The following is a 20314-nucleotide window of genomic DNA, read 5'->3' as shown; positions in this document are numbered from 1 at the left end:
CCTTATGAGCACCCCTACCGGTAGTGTCAACCGCCGTGGCCCCTTCCGCCCGGGAGAGCGCGTCCAGCTAACCGACGAGCGCGGACGCATGACCACCATTACCCTGGCTGAAGGCGGGGAGTACCACTCCCACCGCGGTTTCTTTAAGCACAGCGAGCTCATCGGCAACGTTGAGGGCACCGTGATTGAAAACTCCGAGGGGTTCAAGTTCCAGGCCCTGCGCCCGCTCTACAAGGACTTTGTGCTTTCTATGCCCCGCGGCGCTGCCGTGGTCTACCCCAAGGACGCCGGCCAGATTGTGGCCATGGCCGATATCTTCCCCGGTGCCCGCGTGATTGAAGCTGGCGTCGGCTCCGGTGCCCTCTCTATCGCCCTGCTGCGGGCCGTGGGGGACGGCGGCCACCTGCGCTCTTTCGAACGCCGAGAAGAATTTGCCGATATCGCCCGCGGCAACATCGAGACCTTCTTCGGTGGGGAGCACCCCGCCTGGTCGCTGACCCTGGGCGATTTGGCTGAAGCACTGGGCGAGGTCGAAGAACCCGGTAGCGTAGACCGCGCCGTCCTCGACATGCTGGCCCCCTGGGAGTGCCTGGATGCTGTAGCCACCGCCCTGGCGCCCGGTGGCGTCATCATCTGCTACGTTGCAACCGTAACCCAGCTCTCCCGCGTGGCTGAGGCCCTGCGCGCCGATGGCCGCTTCACCGAGCCCGAATCCCACGAAACCATGGTGCGCGGCTGGCACGTTGAGGGCCTGGCAGTTCGCCCCGACCATCGCATGGTAGCCCACACCGGCTTCCTCATTACCGCCCGTCGTCTGGCCGACGGGGCGGAGCGTCTGGCCCCTAAGCGTCGTGCCTCCAAGACCGATTTCTCAGAAGAGGATCTCAACGCCTGGACTCCGGCAGCCCTGGGTGAGCGTAACGTCTCTGACCGCAAGCTGCGCCGGGCTGGCCGAGATGCCCTGAACCTGGCTGAGAAGGCAGCTTCAGCAGCCCAGAAGGCTGAGGCAGCGCAGACTGACCAGGATTCCGAAAACTAAAACCCCATGACGGCCCCGCTACCCGAGTTTTGGGGTGGCGGGGTTCTGGCTCACCGGTGAGTCTTACCAGAAGGAAGTGCCTCCAGCATGAATGAACGTTTGACCGTCTCGTCGGTTGATTACGAGCGAATTCTGCGGCAGCTCAACATAGCCAACGATAACCGCCGCAACCTTGACCGGCAGTTGCGGGCCGCTGGTGAGCGTAATCAAAAACTGGTGACGGCTCTGACCAAGACTAAGAACGAGATTGAGCACCTGCGCATGGCGCTGGCTCAGGAGGTGGCTCCGCCGCTGAATTCTGCCCTGGTGCTGGGGGTGCACGGGGCGACGATGACCTACCAGGATCTTGCCGAGGGCAAGACTCCGGCTGAGATTGAGGAGTATCTTGATGTGCTCTTGGGCGGCCGTCTGGTGCGTATCACCTGCTCACCCCTGTTGCCGATTGCCCAGGTGAAGCCGGGTATGACCGTCCTGCTCAACGAGCAGACCCAGGCCGTGGTGTCGCTGGGGTTTGAGGGCTACGGTGATGTGGTGACGGTGCGTGAGGTGCTCGATCACGATCACCTGGTGGTTGACCTGCCCAACCAGTCAAAGGCTGTGGCCCGCATCTCGGGCGCTCTGGACCCGGACGAGCTGCGGGTGGGGGATACCGTCACCTACGATTCGCGTATTCAGATGGTGACCTCCCTGGTTCCCCATACCGATGCCCAGGAGCTGGTGCTGGAAGAGGTACCCGATGTTACCTATGACAATATCGGTGGCCTGGGTGACCAGATTGACCTGATTAGGGACGCCGTTGAACTGCCCTTCCTGCACCCCGATATTTACCGCCAGTACCGCCTCACCCCGCCCAAGGGTATCTTGCTCTACGGCCCTCCCGGCAACGGTAAGACCCTGATTGCCAAGGCTGTGGCTAACTCTCTGGCTGCGCGGGCTGCGGAGCGGTCTGAGAATGGTAAAAAGACCGGCTACTTCTTGAACATCAAGGGCCCGGAGCTGCTGGATAAGTATGTGGGTGAGACCGAGCGACAGATTCGCGATATCTTCTCTGCTGCCCGCGACAAGGCACGAGCGGGCCACCCCGTGGTGGTTTTCTTTGACGAGATGGAGTCGCTCTTCCGCACCCGCGGTTCGGGCCGGTCTTCGGACGTAGAAACCACCATTGTGCCCCAGCTTCTGGCTGAGATTGACGGGGTTGAGAGCCTGGATAACGTCATTGTGATTGGTGCGACCAACCGCGAAGACATGATTGACCCGGCCGTGCTGCGCCCGGGGCGTTTGGACGTGAAGATCCGCATTAACCGCCCCAACAGGGCCGGCGCTGCCGAAATCTTCGGGCTTTACCTGACAGAGGACCTGCCGATTAGTCAGGCTGAGGTGGCACGAGCCGGGTCCCAGCAGAAAGCTGTTGCCAGCATGATTGAGACGGTCATTGAACACCTCTTCTCCGCTGAGCCGGCGAACCGTTACATCAGCGTTGATCTAGAGAACGGCGTGAGCCGCTGGCTCTTCAGGGGCGACTTCCTCTCGGGCGCAGTGATCCGCAATATCGTCGATCAGGCTAAGAAGCTGGCGATTAAGTCTTACCTGTCTACCGGGGCTGAGGGCATCAGCACCGAGCACCTGCTTGAGGCCGTGCGCGCAGAATTCGAGGACCAGGTCGAGGTGCCCCAGGCCAGCGAAATTGAGGACGTCCTCTCCACCCTCAACATTCGTTTGCGCGTGCTTAACGCAGCCCCGGCTCGTGCCGTCGATACCGGAGCGGGGGTCTAGCGATGACTGTTCGCCGTATCATGGGGGCCGAGACCGAGTACGGGGTGCACGCCCCGGAAAAGCCCCACGCCAACCCCACGGTGCTCTCTGCCTTTGTAGTCAACACCTACGACACCCTTTTCAAGCAGGAGCTCTCAGCGGCCCTTGAAACCCGCTGGGAGTACGGTTCAGAAGCACCGTTAGCCGATGCTCGCGGTTTCGACATGCCGCGCGAGCAGGCCCACCCCACCCAGCTAACCGATACCGCCCACGTGCTCACCAGCGAAGACATCGCAGCAGAAGCCCTGAGCGAGGCCGGGCATTTTGCCGAGCGTATCGACTGGGACGCGGTCACCATGAACTCGATTCTGCCCAACGGGGCCCGTTTCTACGTGGACCATGCCCACCCCGAGTACTCCTCGCCCGAGGTGACTAACCCGCGCGACGCCGTCCTCTGGGATGCGGCAGGCGACCACATCGCCGCACAAACCGTAGCCACCATTGAAAAGGTAACCGCTAGCCAGAGTTCGGCTATGCCTGCGGTCAACCTCTACAAGAACAATACGGACGGCAAGGGCCAGTCCTACGGTTCCCACGAGAACTATCTGGTGCCCCGCACCGTCGATTTTGAGTACCTGGCAGCTAGCCTGCTGCCCTTCTTCGCCACCCGCCAGGTCATGGTGGGGGCAGGACGGCTGGGCTTGGGTACAGCGGGGGAGCAGGCAGGTTTTCAGATTTCCCAGCGCGCTGACTTCTTTGAGCGCACCGTCGGGCTGGAAACCACCGTTCGCCGCCCTCTGATTAACACCCGCGACGAGCCCCACGCCGATAGCAACCGCTATCGCCGCCTGCACGTGATCACCGGCGACGCTAACCTATCGCACACCTCTAACCTGCTCAAGTTTGGCACCATGTCCCTGGTGCTGAACCTCATTGAGGCGAAAACTGCTCCCGCCATCAAACTGGCTGACCCGGTTGCTGCCATGCACACGGTCAGCCACGACCTGACCCTGAGCACCCAGCTGCCCCTCGCGGGCGGGGGCAGCATGAGCGCCCTGCAGATTCAGCGGGCCTACCTCGATGCTGCCATCGCGCTAGAGACCAACCCCGATGAGGCAACCGCCGAGATTCTGCAGCTTTGGGGCGAGGTGCTAGAGGTCCTGGCAGATAACCCCCTATCCCTGGCCGACCGCCTGGACTGGGTTGCCAAGTACGCCCTACTGAAGGGCTACGTTGACCGGGGCCTGAGCTGGGATAACCCCAAGCTGGCCGCCATCGACCTGCAGTATTCGGACGTCCGCCCCGGCAAGGGCCTGTACCACAAGCTGGTAGCCCTGGGTCGCATGAAGACACTCTTCAGCCCCGAAGACATTGCCCGGGCCGCCGCCGAGCCGCCACGCGACACCCGTGCCTACTTGCGCGGTAAACTCATCACCACCTGGCCCGACGAGGTCGTGGGAGCCAACTGGGACACCCTCTCGGTACGCAACCCGCTCTCCATCGACCTGCACCGTCTGACCATGGATAACCCCGAGTACTTTACCGCCGAAATCGTTGAACCCCACCTGGGGCTAGAGCACGCAGACCAGCTTTTTGCCCTACTGGCCGGCCAGCAGCAGCACAGCTAGCCGTCATACCACATAGAAAGAGAGACATCATGGACCGCATCCAGCGTCAGAACACCACCTCAACCACCTCCCAGCAGGTAGAAGAAGTAGCCATCGCCCACCAGAACACCGAGGTGAACGAGCAGGCAGTATCAGACATCGATGACCTGCTGGCAGAAATCGACGGCGTGCTCGAAGAGAACGCCGAAGACTTCGTCAAGGGCTTCGTCCAAAAGGGCGGCCAGTAGGCCCAGCCCCTCACAAGCAGCCAGTACCCGCCCCAACGCCTAAGGAAGACCCGTGGAACGCAGAATATTCGGCATCGAAACCGAGTTCGGCATCAGATACATCCCGAAAGGGCTTGGCCCCCTGGCCCCAGAAGAGGCCGCCCGCAAGCTCTTCAAACCGGTGGTAGACACCTGGCGTTCCTCCAACGTCTTCCTGCCCAACGGCGGGCGACTCTACCTCGATGTGGGATCCCACCCCGAATACGCCACCGCCGAGACCGCCTCGGTTCGCGATGCCCTGATTCAGGACAAGGCGGGGGAGTACCTGCTCAATGACCTGGTCAACCAGGCAGAAGATTCCCTCGAAGCAGAGGGCTATCAGGGGCAGATTTTCCTCTTCAAAAACAATGTTGACTCGGCGGGCAACTCTTTCGGCTCCCACGAGAACTACATGCTAGAGCGCAAGGTGGAGTTCTCCCGCCTGGTCCGCTCCCTGATTCCCTTCCTGATTACCCGCCAGATTGTGGTGGGGGCGGGTAAGGTACACCCGGCAGGCCCCCCGCAGTGGGGCGGACGTCCGCTCGGGCCAGAGGGGCAGCCCAGCTTCTCCTTCTCCCAGCGCGCCGACTACATCTGGGAGGGCTCATCAACAGCCACCACCAGGGCCCGCCCCATCATCAACACCCGCGACGAGCCCCACGCCGACGCCTCGCTCTACCGTCGTATGCACGTCATCAACGGGGATTCCAACATGTCGCAGGCCACCACCCTGCTCAAACTCGGGGCTACCGACCTGGTGCTTCGCATGCTTGAGGACTACTACCCCCTCGAGAACTTCGAAATCAAAGACACCGCCACCGCCCTGCGCGTTATCTCCCACGACCTGACCGGCACAGCAACCTTCCCCCTGGCGGACGGCCGTGAAGCCAACGCCCTGACCCTGCAACGTCACTACCAGGTGGCCGCCACCCGCTACATCGAAGAGAAAGGGGCCCACCACGAGGACGTGCCCTATATCCTGGATCTCTGGGGCCGGGCCCTGGATGCGGTGGAAAGCGGCGATACCTCCCAGATCGATACCGAAATTGACTGGGCCATCAAAAAGAAGCTACTCGATACCTACATCGCCCGCGGGGCCAGTGGCTACGACGACCCCAAAATCCAGCAGCTTGATTTGGCCTACCACGATATCGACCCCGCACGAGGCGTCTTTGGCCTGCTCACCCGCAAGGGCCTGGTCAAGAACCTGGTCAGCCCCGATGACATTGCCCATGCCACCGTGCACCCTCCTGCCACCAGGGCCTCCCTGCGCGGCCGCTTCATCAGTGCTGCCCGCAACGCCGGCGAGCCCTTCACCGTGGACTGGGTACACCTGAAACTCAACAACAAGCCCCACCTGACCGTCATGTGCAAGGACCCCTTCGCCACCGAAAGCGCCGCCATGGACGACCTGCTGGCCACCCTCAACCCCGGCCCCCAGGACGCCTGGTCCCCACCCTTTATCTAGGCAAACCGGCAAATTACCAGACCCCACCCAGCTCTATCCGCTAGTATGTACGCGGTGAATAAAAGCGTTCTGCTGAAGAGCGCAACCTCAAGGAAAGTGAAACCAGTGAAGAAAAAGTCAGCCCTTTTCGCATCCAGCGGCGCCGTGCTCGCCCTCGTTCTGTCTGCCTGCGGCGGCTCCGGCAGCGGCAGCAGCCTCTCAGATGTCGACTACTCCATGAACGGGGCAACCGCCGAACCCTCGGTTTCCTTCGCAACCCCCTTCGCAGCCAACGGCACCGAAGCCTACAAGATTGAGGACGGCGACGGCGCCACCATCGAGGACGGCGACAGCCTGCTCGTTGACGCCACCGTCTTCAGCGGAGCCGACGGCACCTCCCTGGGCACCACCTACACCGACGCACCCATGATTATCCCCGTGGGCGAAGACCTGAAGAACGCCGCCCCCGAGCTATACGACATTCTGATCGGCTCAAAGGTCGGTATGTCCTTCTCTTACTCCACCAACATCGATACCACCTCCACCTCAACCGCTGAGGCAACCCCCACCGTTTCAGCGGGCACCGCCACCAACGTCGAGGTCTACACCGTCTCCGGTAAGCTGCTCAAGAGCGCTGAAGGCACCGAGAACGAGAAGAAGTCGTCCGCCCTGGAAAGCTTCTCCCTTGCCGATGACGGCACCGCCACCCTGACCCTGTCAGCAGACCGCGGCGATGCCCCCACCGAGCTTTACACTGAAGACCTCATCACCGGCACCGGTGCAACTGTGAGTGAATCCGACACCCTCTACGTCAACTACGTTGGTGTGACCTGGTCAGACGGCACCCAGTTCGACGGCAACTTCGGCGCTACCCCCACCGCCCTCTCCCTGAACGGCGTCATCGAGGGCTGGAAGCAGGGCCTGGCCGGTAAGACCGTCGGTTCCCGCGTCCTGCTGGTCATCCCCAGCGAGCTGGCCTACGGCGAGGACGCCGCCACCAGCGGCGCCCCCGAAGGTGCCCTGGTCTTCGTGGTAGACATCCTGGGCTCCTCACCCACCCGCACCGCCGCAGCATCAGCTAGCGCCTCAGCCGACGCGTCCGCAACCGCAGATGCCAGCGCTACCGAGTCTGCTTCTGAGTCTGCGAGCGCTGAAGCTACCGCCTCAGCCAGCGAATAAGACCTCTGTTATCACTCGATTAGAAAAGGTAAAACCTCATGTCATTTGGTCAGCGTAATCTCGACCGTAGCAAGCCCGAAATTGATTTTCCCGAAGGCGGCACCCCCGAAGAACTCATCATCATCGATGAGATTGAGGGTGCCGGTGAGGTCGTTGAGGCTGGCGATACCGTTTCAGCCCACTACGTGGGTGTAGCTTTCTCCACCGGTGAAGAGTTTGACTCTTCCTGGGGTCGCGGTGAGCCCCTGCGTTTCCAGGTTGGTGTCGGTATGGTGATCCGCGGCTGGGATGAGGGCCTGCTGGGTATGAAGGTGGGCGGCCGCCGTCGCCTGGAGATCCCCAGCGAGATGGCGTACGGTTCCCGCGGTGCCGGTTCTGCTATTGGTCCTAACGAATCTTTGATTTTCGTGGTTGACCTGGTAGACGTCATCAAGCGTTAATTCTTGCTCCTGGTCTCTGCCTGAGCGTGTTTGGCCCCCGGTTCGAAAGAGCCGGGGGCTATCTTTATGTATGTGACTTCTAAAGCTGTTGAACGTGCCGCTGCCCTGCTTGATGTGCTTTCGTCGGCCCCCTGGGGGCTGGACCGACAGGCCCTGCGTCAGCGGGTGCCGGGGTATGATCTAGCCGCTACAGATGCTGCTTTTGAGCGTATGTTTGAGCGGGATAAGCAGGTTTTGCGAGCCTTGGGTGTTGAGCTGGTAGCTGAGCGGGCTGACCGGTCACAGCTGGGTTTTGTGTACCGTCTTGAGAGCAAGTCTCAGGCGGTTGCTGATTTTTCTGCCTTGGATGTGGTGGTTTTGAGTCACTGTGCCAGGGCCTGGGAGGGCACCGAGTTGGAGCGCTTGGCGCGGGCTGCCTTGCTGAAGGTGGGGGCGAGTGTGGGCCAGCGCCTGGGCGGTGAGCTGGGGGAGCCAGCTCGGTTTACGACGGTCCCCGGGGTTGCTGAGTGCCTGGCAGCGGTGGCTGAGGGCAAGGGAGTGAGTTTTCAGTATGCTGGCCGGGATGAGGTGCGGACGGTTACCTGCTGGGGCTTAGGTTTACGGTTTGGGCACTGGTATCTGGTGGGCTGGGATAGGGCCCGGCAGGGCCAGCGTATTTTTAGGCTTGACCGGGCTGCGGGCCTGGCTGTCCTTGCAGTGGAGGGGCCGGAGCCTCCGGCGTCCTTTTCGATGGTGCGGGAGCTGGCAGCCTTGGAGCCCGAGCAGGTTCCACTGGTGGCCAGCCTGCCTCTGGTGGCAGAGGACGACGGTAAGGACGAGCCGCAGCTGAGCCCCTCCTACGGGCTGGTGGAGTCTGCCCTGCAGGCTATAAAGGACGGACGCACCCACCTGCTCCCCTTAGACAGGGAGGTTGCTGGTGTGGTTCAGGGTTACCAGCAGAAGGTTGCTGAGAAAGAAGCCGGCCTGCGGCAGGAGCTGAGGGCCTGGCACACCTCTTTGCCTGATCTAGTTATTCCTGAACGTGCAAAAGCTTGGAAGCCGGTGGCCGCCCAGCGGTCGCGTGAAAGCGCCGCTGATCAGCTGATGAGGCTTCTACTGATGGTCTCCCTGGTGGAAAGCACCGGTGGCCTGCCGCTAACTTCCCTGGCCGATTTCTTTTCTACCACGGAGTCAAAAGCCCGTGTTCAGTTAGAAGGGTTAGCCAGTAGCGTAGGGTTTGAATCTCTGGCTTTAGACATCAACGCTCAGGGCTTTGTGACCTTACGGGGGCAGCAGGTACTGACCCGCGGTGTCTCCCTGACCGAAACCGAGGCACTAGTCCTCAGCCTTGCCCTGGACCTATCTGCCAGTCTCGATACTGAGTCCTTTTACAGCCACCTGCGTCAGAAGGTTTGGGCTTCGGTTGCGGGGGAGGCCGCCCCCGACCTTGCTCCCATGCCTGAGCGGGTGGGCGTCTATCGGGCTGACCTTGACCCGATGATTCAGCGAGCTCTCGACGACAAGTTACCGCTCGAAATTACCTACCGTTCCCACCGCTCAGTGACCCATCGCGTGATTGAACCGCTAGCTCTCATGGTCGATAACGGCCCTCGTTACCTGCAAGCCTGGTGCCGGCTCAGCCGTCAGGTACGGCACTTTAGGCTTGACCAAATCTTGAGCATGAGCCTGGTGGAAGGCGATAGTTTGAGCGGGTCCTACCAGACCGGTCTCGGGCAGGGGGAGGGCACGTCCGCCCCTATCAGCCCCCGAAGCTGGCTCACCCAGCTCACCAAGGGGCAGGTAGCTGCCGAAATGATGATTTTGGCCGTTTCGAAAAGCTTACCCCCTGCCCTACGGGAAAAGACCCACAGCGTTTTGCAGCGGTATGCGCTTGAAATCGCCGACGAAAACGGTGTGACCTTCTACAAAATACCGGTTGCCCATACGCTGTGGGCCCTGCAACTTCTGATAGATCTTGGCCCCACCGTCCGACTACTAAGCCCCGACCACCTGCGGGCTAGCCTGCTTGAGCTGCTGGGTGACTAGCCGGTCAAAATAAAGCCCTGCAACCGCTGGCAACCCAACACCCAGCAGAATCAGTGCAAGGCCACAGCAAAATATTCTCAAAACTGTTGCCGATTGGCATATATAATTGTCACTATGCCTTGGTGGTTTTGGATAGTTTTGTGGACCGTGCTCGTAGTGAGCTCGCTCTGCCTGCTAGCCTGGCTGCTATACCGCGTCTTCCGCAAAGCCTTAGGGGCACTCGATGCCGCCCAAGACTGGGAGTCCAGCATTACAGATGCGCTTGGGCAGGCCAACCACGCCCAGCCCCTCAGAGAAGAACCGCAACCGGCTCTTTTCACCCCGGTAGGAACCGCCTACGCAGACTACATCCAGGGCAAGAACACTCGAACGCTCGACCGAGCCCGCCGCCGCTCACAGCGCCGCGACGAACTCGGACAGCCCCAACTCGTCGGAGACCTCAAACGTCTTCAAGAAAGGTGACGCTCGTGCTCGGTAACCTCGGCCCCGTCCATCTCATCATCCTCCTTGTCATCATCATCCTGCTCTTCGGTGCCCCCAAGCTCCCCGGCATGGCCCGCAGCCTTGGCCAGTCCATGCGTATCTTCAAGTCAGAAGTTGACGGCTTGAAGAACGACTCCAAGAAGAACAACGAAGCAAACGGCGACGCCAACGGTTCCGTCGTTTCCGGTGAGGTCATCAACAACCCCACCACCACCGACCAGAACAAGGGCTCACAGAACTAAGTTCTCGCCCCCAGAGCGTTCGTGAGTTAACCGCCCGACCCGTGCCCTGGCCACCCAGGGCGCGGGTTTATGGGCTCCCAGAGTTTCAGTAGAAGGCACCCATGGCTAAATCAACCAGCCGAAAGAACAACCCCCAGGCCACCATGGCCCTCGGCGAGCACTTTCGCGAATTCCGCAACCGCCTGATCAAAGCGGCTGTTGCTACCTTTATCTGCGCTATCGGCGGCTTCTTCCTCTACGAGCCCTTCATGGAGGCCATCAGCGCCCCGGTCTACGCCATCAACACCGAAGCTGGCCGCACCGCCGCCCTGAACTACTCCACCGCAACATCTCCCTTCGACCAGATGGTGCGCATCTCCCTCTACATCGGCCTGGTCATCGCAAGCCCCGTCTGGCTCTACCAGCTCTGGGCCTTCATCACCCCGGCCCTCTACCGCAAGGAAAAGCTCTACACCCTGGGCTTCACCTTCACCGCCATCCCCATGTTCCTTCTGGGCACCGGCCTGGCCTGGTGGGTGCTGCCCACCGCCGTCCGCACCCTGACCATGTTCAGCCCCGATGGCGCAACCAACCTCTTCACCGCCGACGTCTACGTCAGCTTCGTGGTTAAATTCATGCTGGTCTTCGGTATCGCCTTCGTGCTGCCCGTTATCCTGGTCGGCCTTAACTTCATCGGCCTGATCCGCGGTAAGACCATTCTCAAGTCCTGGCGCTGGGTAGTCGTGCTCGTTGGTCTGCTCGCAGCTATGGCAGCTCCCGGTAACGACATCATGTCTATGCTCTACCTCATGCTGCCCCTGCTCTTCTTCTTCTTTGTTGCTATCGGTATCGCCATGCTCAACGATAAGCGCCGCGACCGCCGCAACGCCAAACTGGCAGAGGGTCTCACCGACGACGAACTCAACCGAGCCACCAGCTTAGAAGAACTCGACCAGCTCGGTCGCTCCTAAAACTTTCCCGCCCCGGCACGCTGTGTCGGGGCGGTTTTTTGTTCGCGCTGGAACGAAAGCTGACTGCGGGGTGCCCCTGGCCGAAATCTACCGCCTAAGATTAGACATATGGCTAGCTACGCTGAACAGTACCTGCGCGCCAAAGAACGCGCCACCTTCTCAAAGACCGCTCTCTACCGTTTTGAGCAGACCCTGAGCTTTGACCTGGATGACTTCCAGCGCCGGGCCTGCACTTCGGTTGAGGACGGCCGGGGTGTGCTGGTTGCTGCCCCCACTGGGGCGGGCAAGACGATCGTGGGAGAGTTCGCTATCTACCTGGCTCTATCGCAGGGTAAAAAGGCCTTTTACACCACCCCGATTAAGGCTCTGAGTAACCAGAAGTACAACGACCTGGTGGCAGCCTACGGTGAGGACGCCGTGGGGCTGCTGACCGGCGACACCTCCATCAATTCCGAAGCCCCCGTGGTCGTGATGACCACCGAGGTGCTCCGTAACATGCTCTATGCAGATTCCGCCACCCTGGCCAACCTGGGCTACGTCGTCATGGATGAGGTGCACTACCTAGCTGACCGCTCCCGCGGCGCAGTGTGGGAAGAATGCATTATTCACCTGCCCGAATCCATCTCTGTCATCGCCCTATCGGCCACTATTTCCAACGCCGAAGAGTTTGGAGCCTGGCTCGATACCGTGCGCGGTCAGACAGACATTATCGTCTCTGAGCACCGCCCGGTTCCCCTTTGGCAGCACGTGATGGTGGGCCGCCACCTCATGGATCTCTTTGCCGGCGACACCACCGTCGAGGACGCCGCCGCTGCTACCGACCTGCCCGAGGTCAACCCGGAACTGATACGGGTCGGACGCCGGCCCCGCCCCTCGCGGGGCCCGGGCGGCAAGTCCTTCTCCCGGCTGGGCAAGGGCAAACGTAGTCGCAACCAGGGCTACCAGTCCCAGGTCTATGACCGCGAGCGCCGCAGCAGCGCGGACGAGGCGAGCGCGCCCGTCCGCCCCCAACGCATTAGCCGCCCAGAGATGATTCGCTCCCTCGATAAGGCGGGTCTGCTGCCCGGTATCTGTTTTATTTTCTCGCGGGTGGGCTGCGATGCTGCGGTATCGCAGTGTATCGATGCCGACATTCGCCTGACAACCGAGGCTGAGGCCCAGGCTATTCGGGCCTACATCGCTGAGGCTACCGCTAGCCTTGAGACCAGTGACCTGGCGGTGCTCGGTTTTTACGAGTGGCGTGAGGGCCTGATGCGGGGTGTAGCGGCCCACCATGCGGGCCTGCTGCCGGTTTTCAAGGAGGTTATTGAGACCCTCTTCTCTGAGGGGCTCATTCGCATGGTTTTTGCCACCGAGACTTTGGCCCTGGGCATCAATATGCCGGCCCGGTCGGTGGTGCTTGAGAAGCTCACCAAGTTCAACGGTGAGACCCATGTGGATATCACGCCGGGGGAGTACACCCAGCTGACCGGACGCGCGGGCCGCCGCGGTATCGACGTTGAGGGGCACGCTGTTGTCATGTGGCGCCCCGGGCTAGAGCCCCAGCAGGTAGCCGGCCTGGCCTCGAAGCGCACCTACCCCCTCAATTCCTCCTTCAAGCCCACCTACAATATGAGCGCCAACCTGATTGCCCAGTTTGGCACTGAGCGCACCAAGAAGATTTTGGAAAGCTCCTTTGCCCAGTTCCAGGCCGATAAGTCGGTGGTGGGAGTGGCTTCTCGGGTGAGAAAGAACGAAAAGGCTCTGGCCGGTTTTGAAGAGGCGATGACCTGCCATCTGGGTGACTTTACCGAGTACGCCCGCATCCGCCGTGACCTCTCTGACCTTGAGAAAAAGGCCGAGAAGGGCCGTAGCCGTCTGCGCCAGTCCCAGGCGGTGGCGTCCGTCCTTGACCTGCTGCCCGGCGATATCATCGAGATCCCCCGAGGCCGTAATGCGGGCCCCGCAGTAGTGCTGGCCAGGGCCGAGTCTCTGGACGACCCGCGCCCGTCCATTCTGACGATGGCGGCACAGCTGCGCCGCCTCGACCCCCGCGACCTCGACGGGCCGGTTCTGCCGATTTCGAAGATTAAGGTGTCAAAGAAGTTCACCGGTAAGACCCCCAAGGACCGCCGAGACATGGCCTCCCGTATGCGTGAGGCCCTCTATCAGGGGCTTCCTGCCCGCTCGGGGTCTCAGAAGAAGTACTTCAACGAGCGCGAGCGCGGGGAGGAACAGAAGTTTGAAGAGCTGCGCCGGGCCCTGCGCAACCACCCCTGCCACGGGTGCTCTGACCGCGAGAACCATGCCCGGTGGGCTGAGCGCTGGTACCGCCTGTCGCGCGATACCGACGGTTTGCGCCGTCAGATTGAGCGCCGCACCAACACTATTGCCCAGGTCTTTGAGCGTATTACCCAGCTGCTGGCTAGCTACGGTTACGTTGAGACAGTGGAGGGGCGTCGCGTGCTCACCGCCCGGGGTGCCTCCCTGCGCCGGGTTTACGGTGAAAAGGACCTGCTGACCTCCCTCTGCCTTGAGGACAGTTTCTTGCAGGGCCTTGACCCGGCTTCTACCGCTGCGGTGGTCTCAGCCCTGGTCTATGAGGCTAAACGCGATGAGCTGGGTCTTCTGTCTCGCTACCCCGGTCACGGGGTTGAGGGGGCGCTGATGACCGTGCTGAAGCACTGGAATAAGCTCAACGACGCCGAAAAACTCCACCGGCTACCGCAGACCGCCTCGCCTGACTTCGGTATGGTCTGGCCCGTCTATAAGTGGGCGCGGGGCAAGAGCCTCGCCCAGGCGATCGATAGTACCGACCTGGCCGCTGGCGACTTCGTGCGCTGGACCAAACAGGTCATCGATAGCCTTGATCAGATTGCCCATGTGGCATCGTCTGACCCCCAGCTACGCACCCAGTGCGAGGCCGCTATCAACCTGCTGCGCCGCGGCGTGGTAGCAACCCAGCTTTAGTCTGTTGTACTGTCAGTATTTTGAAAGGACGGCAATGATGCCCGCAACTGTCATGCTCGATGGCTCTGTCTACAGCCCCGCTGACCCCTTTGCTACCGCCCTGGTCATGAACGAGGGGCAGGTGGAGTGGGTGGGGCAGGACGCCGGTGCCCGCTCTATCGCGGATTCCTCCATGACCGTGCAGGAGCTGGGCGGACGCCTGGTCACCCCCAGCTTTGCCTTGGCAGCGGCTTCTACGACCGGGGCGGACGCTCCCGCCCTGCTCGATGAGCTAGCGGCAGCTGGCTACGGCTATGCCCGCCTGCTGCTCACTGATTTCGCGCAGGAGCTCCCTGCAGCGCACCCTGCGGTAGCTGCTGACTACTACCTTCCCGTAGGCGGCCTTGAGGGTGGCAGGGAGCTGCCCGCCGGCGTCCGCGGTATTTTTATCTCATCCCCGGGAGAGCTCAGCTCGCAGTTACTGGCTTCGCTGGCAGAAGAGCGTCTGCAACTGATGCTGGTGGTCACCGATGAGTCTCAGGTAGGGGAGTACCTGGCTCATCTGGCACCTCTTGACGGCCTCACCCGTCTGCGGATCAGCCCCAGCCTGGAAGGACTCACCGAGCTAACCGAAGGCGACCTCGAACAAGCCAAAAACCTACAGGTCACCCTCGGTTTCTCAGGCGACTTCGACCGCTCCGGCGAAGCCTTTGGTCGGGCCCTGGCGGCGGGAGCAGCAGTAACCCTAGGGTCAGACCCCGGTACCCGGCCCTCACTATTGGGCTGGGAGCAGGTCAACGCCGCCGTCAATCCCGCACAGCCAGAACAAGCAGTATCGGCTCGCGCCGCTTTTGCCGCCTGCACCCGCGCTGTCTACCGCGCAGCGTCCGCCCCCAACCCCTTCACCGGCCAGCTCGTGCCCGGAGCCCCCGCCCACTGCGCCCTCTGGACCATCACCGAACTCATCGTACAGACCCCCGACAGCCGCATTGCCGCCTGGAGCACCGACCCGCGCGCCCGCACCCCCCTGCTCCCTGTCCTTGCCCCCGACGTACCCCGCCCCGAGCTGGTCAGCCTGTACCGCAACGGCCACAAAGTGGGCTAGGCGTCACCTCAGACCCAGGCCCGCGATACACGCTCGGGCACCTGCACCCTATATAATGAAGAACTGGTTTACACGCCGTCCCACGATTCGGATGGGCCATGACAAGGAGACCGCATGCGAGTACTAACCGTGATTCCTACCTACAATGAGAAGGAAAACCTTCCCGTCGTAGTAGAGCGCCTGCGCGCAGCTGTGCCCGACTGCGACATCCTCGTCGTCGACGACAACAGCCCCGACGGCACCGGCCAGCTCGCCGACTCCATGGCAGCAGAAGACAGCCACATCAACGTCCTCCACCGCACCGTCAAGGACGGCCTGGGCGGTGCCTACCTGGCAGGCTTCGACTGGGGCCTAGAAGCTGGCTACGACGTACTTGTCGAGATGGACGCTGACTGCTCCCACCAACCCGAACAGCTGCCCCTGCTCCTGCAGGCTATCGAAGGTGGAGCTGACCTGGCTATCGGTTCCCGCTACGTGCCCGGCGGCAAAACCAAAAACTGGCCCCTGCACCGCCAGATCCTTTCCCGCGGCGCCAACCTTTATACCCGCCTGATTCTGGGCACCAAGGTCAAAGACATCACCGCGGGCTACCGCGCCTACCGCCGTGAAGCCCTGCAGAAGCTTAACCTCGAAGGCATCGACTCCAAGGGGTACGTCTTCCAGGTCGATTTGGCCTGGCGCTCCGAGCAAGCCGGCCTGAAAATTGTAGAAGTACCCATCACCTTCGTAGAGCGTGAAATCGGCAGCTCCAAGATGGACGGCAACATCATCGTTGACTCCATGACCAAGGTAACCCGCTGGGGCCTGACCGCCCGAGCAGAACGCGTTCGCTCCCTCATCAAGAAGTAATAGCAGTTGATAGACCAAGGGCCCCACCAGTTATCTGGTGGGGCCCTTGGTCTTAGAGGGAGACTAGCCTAGAGGGCGTGACGCTCCCGGTAAATCTCAAGACGCTGCTGCAGGGTCTCTTCAAGTTCTTCGACACTACGGCGCTCCAGGAGCATGTCCCAGTGGGTACGAACAGGCTTTTCAGCGTTCTCTTCAACCTTGCCGTCGCCAGAAACCAGGAAGGCTTCCTTGCCGGACTTGGCGGTCCAGGTTGCGGGAATCTCAGCTTCCTGCGCGAAGGTAACGAAGACTCGTTCACCGTCTTCTGTGCGGTATTCCACACGCTGGCGGGGAGCCGGCTCCACGCCTGATTCGGTTTCCATTGACTGTGAACCCAGGCGCATACCGCGCAGGCTGCGATCGCTCATTTTCTTCCTCCATAAACGGTGACTGAAGTGCTTGCAGGTTTGTAACTACTCAAAGGCGGGTAAACCGTGCAGGCCAAATACCCATTATAACCTTTAGGCGCCGGGGGTGTGGGGGTCTGTGCCCTCAGCTGATTCGCCGGTAGGGAGCTCGCCCTCCTGAGGGACTTCAACGCCGCTATCGAGCTTATCGAGGTTGGGGTTGAGGTCTTCAGGGGTCACGCGGATCACCGGGGTGTCGACCAGGGGAGAGGACGGGGGAGTCGCAGGGGTAGACCCTTCCTCGGTCTCAGGTGCGCCCTCGTTACCCAGGGGTGAGAAAGCGTTGCCGATACCGCGCAGGGCATCACCGAGCTCGGTGGGAATGAACCAGAGTTTATTGGCATCGCCCTCGGCCAGCTTGGGCAGGGTCTGCAGGTACTGGTAGGTCAGTAGCTTCTGGCTGGGGTTCGAGGCGTGGATTGCGTGGAAGACTTTCTGGATAGCCTGGGCTTCACCGTCAGCACGCAGGATAGCTGCCTTAGCATCACCCTCAGCAGTTAGAATCTGGGACTGCTTCTCACCTTCAGCTCGCAGAATCGCAGCGCGAGAGTCACCTTCAGCGGTCAGAATCTGGGACTGCTTCTGGCCTTCAGCGGTTAGAATAGCGGCTCGGCGGTCCCGCTCGGCTCGCATCTGCTTTTCCATGGAGTCCTGGATGGAGTGCGGAGGCTGAATTTCCTTGATATCGACGCGGGAGACGCGGATGCCCCACCGGCCGGTGGTGCTGTCGAGAACCCCTCGCAGCTCGCTGTTAATCTGGTCGCGGGAGGTCAGGGTTTCTTCGAGGTTGAGACCACCGACGACATTGCGCAGGGTGGCGCTGGTCAGCTCGTCTACCGCCTGGATGTAGTTGGTGATTTCGTAGGTCGCGGCCTTGGGGTCGGTCACCTGGAAGTAGACCACGGTATCGATACCGACGACCAGGTTATCTTCGGTGATGACAGACTGGGCGGGGAAGGACACGACCTGTTCACGCAGGTCAATGAGGGGCAGGACGCGGTCGATAAAGGGAACGGTGACGTGGAAGCCGGGGTTGAGGGTGGTGTGGTACTTACCCAGACGCTCGACGATGCCAGCGCGGGCCTGAGGAATAATGCGCACAGCCTTGAGCAGGGTGATGAGCACCAAGAGGACAAGGGCTGTAAGCAGGATGGTTGTGGTGATGGTTGAAGCTGTCATAGGTTACGACCTTAATCTTTAAGTTAAAGGTTATTTTGCAGTGTGAGGAGCTAGGTAGGCGGTTGCACCACGAATAGCCACGACGGTTGCTGTTGACCCTTCAGGGAGAACCAACTGGTTGCTTTCAGGGCGGGCCGTCCAGGTATCACCGGCGATACGGGCAAGACCGGTCTGATCGGTGACGGTTTGGGTTACAAGGGCATCCTGGCCAACCAGACCGTCAGAGTTCATCGCGATATTGGGTGAGCTTTGATGGAAACGCTTGATAAGCGGCGGGCGGAGCCCCAAGAGAAGGGCGATACTAATAATCGCAAAGAGAACAACCTGCGCAACAAAAGAATCGAGGAAAGTGGTGCTCAGCGTTGCCGACAGGGCAGCTAGGGCCATCATTAGAAAGACGAAGTCGAGCATCAAAATCTCGATAATGGCTAGAACGATAGCAGCGGTGAGCCAGAAAGCCCAGAGGTTCTGAGTGAACCAATCAATCATGTGTACCTCCCACAGGTCGGTGTGTGTTAGTACTTATCTATTCTTCCTGATGCTGTTTCACTGTGCTAGTCATTACGTGAGATATAAGGAGATTTGACCATCTCAGCAAGGCTTTCTATAAAGCCGATAATATACATTATGTAAAGTAAAGCTAAAAAAGCTCCCCTGGGTGCCCTTGACTAACCCCGGTAACTGCTGGGCTTGGTGATCCTGCGTTAGAGTAAAACTATGCTCAGTTCAGTTGATTCAGGTAAGTATTTGTCCCAGCCGGTTCGTGCGGTGATTGACCTGGCCCTCGTCCTTCTTTTTATTACTATCGGGCTCACCAGTCACCAGGAACCGCTGTCCCAGCTATTAGCCACCGCCGCACCTTTCTTGCTGGCCGCTTGCGCTGGTCATCTTGGTGTGTGGGCTGTGAGTTCTAGGCGGCAACTGCCCCTTCTGCTTGAAGGTTTCATGATGTGGATTACCACCCTGGTTTTGGGGCTTGGTCTACGCCTGTCTTTTGGTGATACTGCTGCAACCGCTTTTGTGGTGGTATCAGCCCTAACCCTACTAGTGTTTTTAGTGGGCTGGCGTCTAATCCTTTGGTTCGTACGTCGTAAGGCCTGACCCTTTCCGGTGTAGGCAGTCTTAAAGCAGTGTGGCCCCAGAAAAACTGGGGCCACATCTTTATGGGTTATTTACTATTGCTATAGGCTATCCATTGTTCAAGCACAGCCTTAGCTTTACCTGTTTCGACAGACGCACGGGCGTCCTTGAGAGCCTCCTCGAAGCGCACCGCAAAGGGCCTGTCCTCTACTGGCCGGAAGGCAGTTAAACCTGCTGCGGCGTTCAGGAGCACTGCATTGAGGATGGGCCCTGGTTTACCGTCGAGAATTTCATGGAATACACCAGCGTTGTAGCGAGCGTCTCCCCCGCGCAGATCATCCAGGCTCGCCAGCTCGATGCCAAAATCAGTGGGAGTCAGTACATAGTGTTCAACTCCCCCATCAACTGTTTCCCACACCTGAGATTCGCCGGTGATGGTAATTTCGTCCAGGCCATCATTTCCGCGGAAAATCAGCGCATGATCACCACGTGAGGCAAAAACGGCAGCGATTTTCTCCGCCATTTCGGCGTCAGCAACACCGATGGCAGAGGCTCGTACACGGGCTGGGTTAGTCATGGGTCCAAGATAGTTAAAGGCTGTTGGGACGGCGATGGAGCGGCGAGTCGGTGCCACATGACGCATTGACGGGTGGAAAACCTGGGCGAAGAGGAAAGTGATACCAGCAGCTTCAACTGCACCCGCAACATCCTTAATGCTTAGGTCAAGGTTTATGCCAAGTTCTGCCAGCACGTCTGCACTTCCACTTGAGGATGAAGATGCTCTATTGCCGTGTTTAATAACTGGTACTCCGGCACCTGCAATGACCAAGGAGGCCATAGTAGAAATATTGACGGTATTCTGCTGGTCTCCCCCGGTGCCTACAATATCCACTGCATCTCGGGTAACTTCGATGTGTTCTGCCTTGTCAAGCATGCCTTGCGCTAGGGCTGCAAGCTCTTCAGGAGTTTCACCTTTAACATGAAGTCCAACAAGGAACGCCCCGATGATAGCCTCGGGTGTAGAGCCTGACATGATATCTTGCATAGCCCACTCAATCTGAGCTGGTGCAAGATCCTGCTGGGCTACGAGCTGATTAAGAATAAGTTTCCACGTGATGGTGCCTGTCATGGCTCACATTCTACGGCTCTTTTGCACTCTGAGCGACCTCGTGAGATAGGCCCCAGCCCAGCTTTTACTTTCAGATGAATCGGAATGTGGGTTACGTAAGTTTTACATACAACGTGTCGCCAAGCTTCTGCCAAAAACCCCTAGATTAGGGGGTAGATATGCAGGATT

Annotated in this window: 19 protein-coding genes; 15 read left to right on the top strand and 4 right to left on the bottom strand. The window is 60.2% G+C overall.

Translation table 11 applies throughout. The annotated features are described in order from the left end of the window. Nucleotides 1-4: 4 nt before the first annotated feature. From L6963_RS08790 to L6963_RS08725, 14 genes are all read left to right on the top strand, one after another. Complete coding sequence (locus L6963_RS08790; protein ID WP_237206641.1) at nucleotides 5-1039, top strand: tRNA (adenine-N1)-methyltransferase; 1035 nt, start codon at nucleotides 5-7, stop codon at nucleotides 1037-1039. A gap of 87 nt (nucleotides 1040-1126) precedes the next feature. Then, nucleotides 1127-2812 carry a proteasome ATPase gene (arc, locus tag L6963_RS08785; protein ID WP_237206640.1) on the top strand — a complete coding sequence of 562 codons (1686 nt, stop codon included), beginning with the start codon at nucleotides 1127-1129 and terminating at the stop codon, nucleotides 2810-2812. Between the two features lie 2 nt (nucleotides 2813-2814). Then, a complete protein-coding gene (gene dop, locus L6963_RS08780; protein ID WP_237206639.1) occupies nucleotides 2815-4419 on the top strand; it encodes a depupylase/deamidase Dop in 1605 nt (534 codons plus the stop codon). 29 nt (nucleotides 4420-4448) lie between these two features. Beyond that, complete coding sequence (locus L6963_RS08775; protein ID WP_237185666.1) at nucleotides 4449-4646, top strand: ubiquitin-like protein Pup; 198 nt, start codon at nucleotides 4449-4451, stop codon at nucleotides 4644-4646. 52 nt (nucleotides 4647-4698) lie between these two features. Next, nucleotides 4699-6132, top strand: a complete 1434-nt coding sequence (gene pafA / locus L6963_RS08770; RefSeq protein ID WP_237185667.1) for a Pup--protein ligase — start codon at nucleotides 4699-4701, stop codon at nucleotides 6130-6132. Between the two features lie 105 nt (nucleotides 6133-6237). Next, nucleotides 6238-7290 carry an FKBP-type peptidyl-prolyl cis-trans isomerase gene (locus tag L6963_RS08765; protein ID WP_237206638.1) on the top strand — a complete coding sequence of 351 codons (1053 nt, stop codon included), beginning with the start codon at nucleotides 6238-6240 and terminating at the stop codon, nucleotides 7288-7290. Between the two features lie 38 nt (nucleotides 7291-7328). Further along, complete coding sequence (locus L6963_RS08760; RefSeq protein WP_237185669.1) at nucleotides 7329-7730, top strand: FKBP-type peptidyl-prolyl cis-trans isomerase; 402 nt, start codon at nucleotides 7329-7331, stop codon at nucleotides 7728-7730. 72 nt (nucleotides 7731-7802) lie between these two features. After that, entirely contained in the window at nucleotides 7803-9755 is a 1953-nt protein-coding gene (locus L6963_RS08755; protein WP_237206637.1) for a helix-turn-helix transcriptional regulator, read from the top strand. Between the two features lie 147 nt (nucleotides 9756-9902). After that, entirely contained in the window at nucleotides 9903-10217 is a 315-nt protein-coding gene (locus L6963_RS08750; protein WP_237185671.1) for a hypothetical protein, read from the top strand. Between the two features lie 5 nt (nucleotides 10218-10222). Then, a complete protein-coding gene (gene tatA, locus L6963_RS08745; RefSeq protein WP_237206635.1) occupies nucleotides 10223-10480 on the top strand; it encodes a Sec-independent protein translocase subunit TatA in 258 nt (85 codons plus the stop codon). Nucleotides 10481-10581: 101 nt separating this feature from the next. Beyond that, complete coding sequence (gene tatC, locus L6963_RS08740; RefSeq protein ID WP_237185672.1) at nucleotides 10582-11430, top strand: twin-arginine translocase subunit TatC; 849 nt, start codon at nucleotides 10582-10584, stop codon at nucleotides 11428-11430. A gap of 108 nt (nucleotides 11431-11538) precedes the next feature. Continuing rightward, nucleotides 11539-14379 carry a DEAD/DEAH box helicase gene (locus L6963_RS08735; protein ID WP_237206634.1) on the top strand — a complete coding sequence of 947 codons (2841 nt, stop codon included), beginning with the start codon at nucleotides 11539-11541 and terminating at the stop codon, nucleotides 14377-14379. A gap of 34 nt (nucleotides 14380-14413) precedes the next feature. After that, on the top strand, nucleotides 14414-15463 hold the full coding sequence (locus L6963_RS08730; protein ID WP_237206633.1) for a hypothetical protein: 1050 nt from the start codon (nucleotides 14414-14416) through the stop codon (nucleotides 15461-15463). A 114-nt stretch (nucleotides 15464-15577) separates the two neighbouring features. Then, the gene (locus tag L6963_RS08725; RefSeq protein WP_237206632.1) at nucleotides 15578-16312 is read left to right on the top strand and encodes a polyprenol monophosphomannose synthase; all 735 of its coding nucleotides are present in this window, start codon (nucleotides 15578-15580) and stop codon (nucleotides 16310-16312) included. A gap of 68 nt (nucleotides 16313-16380) precedes the next feature. Here L6963_RS08725 and L6963_RS08720 read toward each other — a convergent pair whose 3' ends face one another. The 3 genes from L6963_RS08720 to L6963_RS08710 all read right to left on the bottom strand — a co-directional run bounded on the left by L6963_RS08720 (nucleotide 16381) and on the right by L6963_RS08710 (nucleotide 18426). After that, nucleotides 16381-16719, bottom strand: coding sequence for an RNA polymerase-binding protein RbpA (locus tag L6963_RS08720; RefSeq protein WP_135011868.1), 339 nt, complete (start codon nucleotides 16717-16719; stop codon nucleotides 16381-16383). A 93-nt stretch (nucleotides 16720-16812) separates the two neighbouring features. Further along, on the bottom strand, nucleotides 16813-17937 hold the full coding sequence (locus tag L6963_RS08715) for an SPFH domain-containing protein (RefSeq protein WP_237206631.1): 1125 nt from the start codon (nucleotides 17935-17937) through the stop codon (nucleotides 16813-16815). A gap of 30 nt (nucleotides 17938-17967) precedes the next feature. Beyond that, a complete protein-coding gene (locus L6963_RS08710; protein WP_237206630.1) occupies nucleotides 17968-18426 on the bottom strand; it encodes an NfeD family protein in 459 nt (152 codons plus the stop codon). Between the two features lie 228 nt (nucleotides 18427-18654). Here L6963_RS08710 and L6963_RS08705 point away from each other — a divergent pair, with 228 nt between their 5' ends. Next, nucleotides 18655-19038 (top strand): DUF3054 domain-containing protein, encoded by a 384-nt coding sequence (locus L6963_RS08705; RefSeq protein ID WP_237206629.1) that lies wholly within the window; start codon nucleotides 18655-18657, stop codon nucleotides 19036-19038. A gap of 67 nt (nucleotides 19039-19105) precedes the next feature. Here the strand turns inward: L6963_RS08705 and trpD are convergent, their stop codons facing one another. Next, on the bottom strand, nucleotides 19106-20146 hold the full coding sequence (trpD, locus tag L6963_RS08700; RefSeq protein WP_237206628.1) for an anthranilate phosphoribosyltransferase: 1041 nt from the start codon (nucleotides 20144-20146) through the stop codon (nucleotides 19106-19108). Nucleotides 20147-20314 lie beyond the last annotated feature (168 nt).

The sequence above is a fragment of the Rothia nasimurium genome, assembly GCF_928392795.1.
In the GTDB taxonomy this organism is placed as follows: Bacteria; Actinomycetota; Actinomycetes; order Actinomycetales; family Micrococcaceae; genus Rothia; species Rothia nasimurium_F.
The sequence above is the reverse complement of the archived record's forward strand: the minus strand, read 5'-3'. Positions and strand labels throughout refer to the sequence as shown.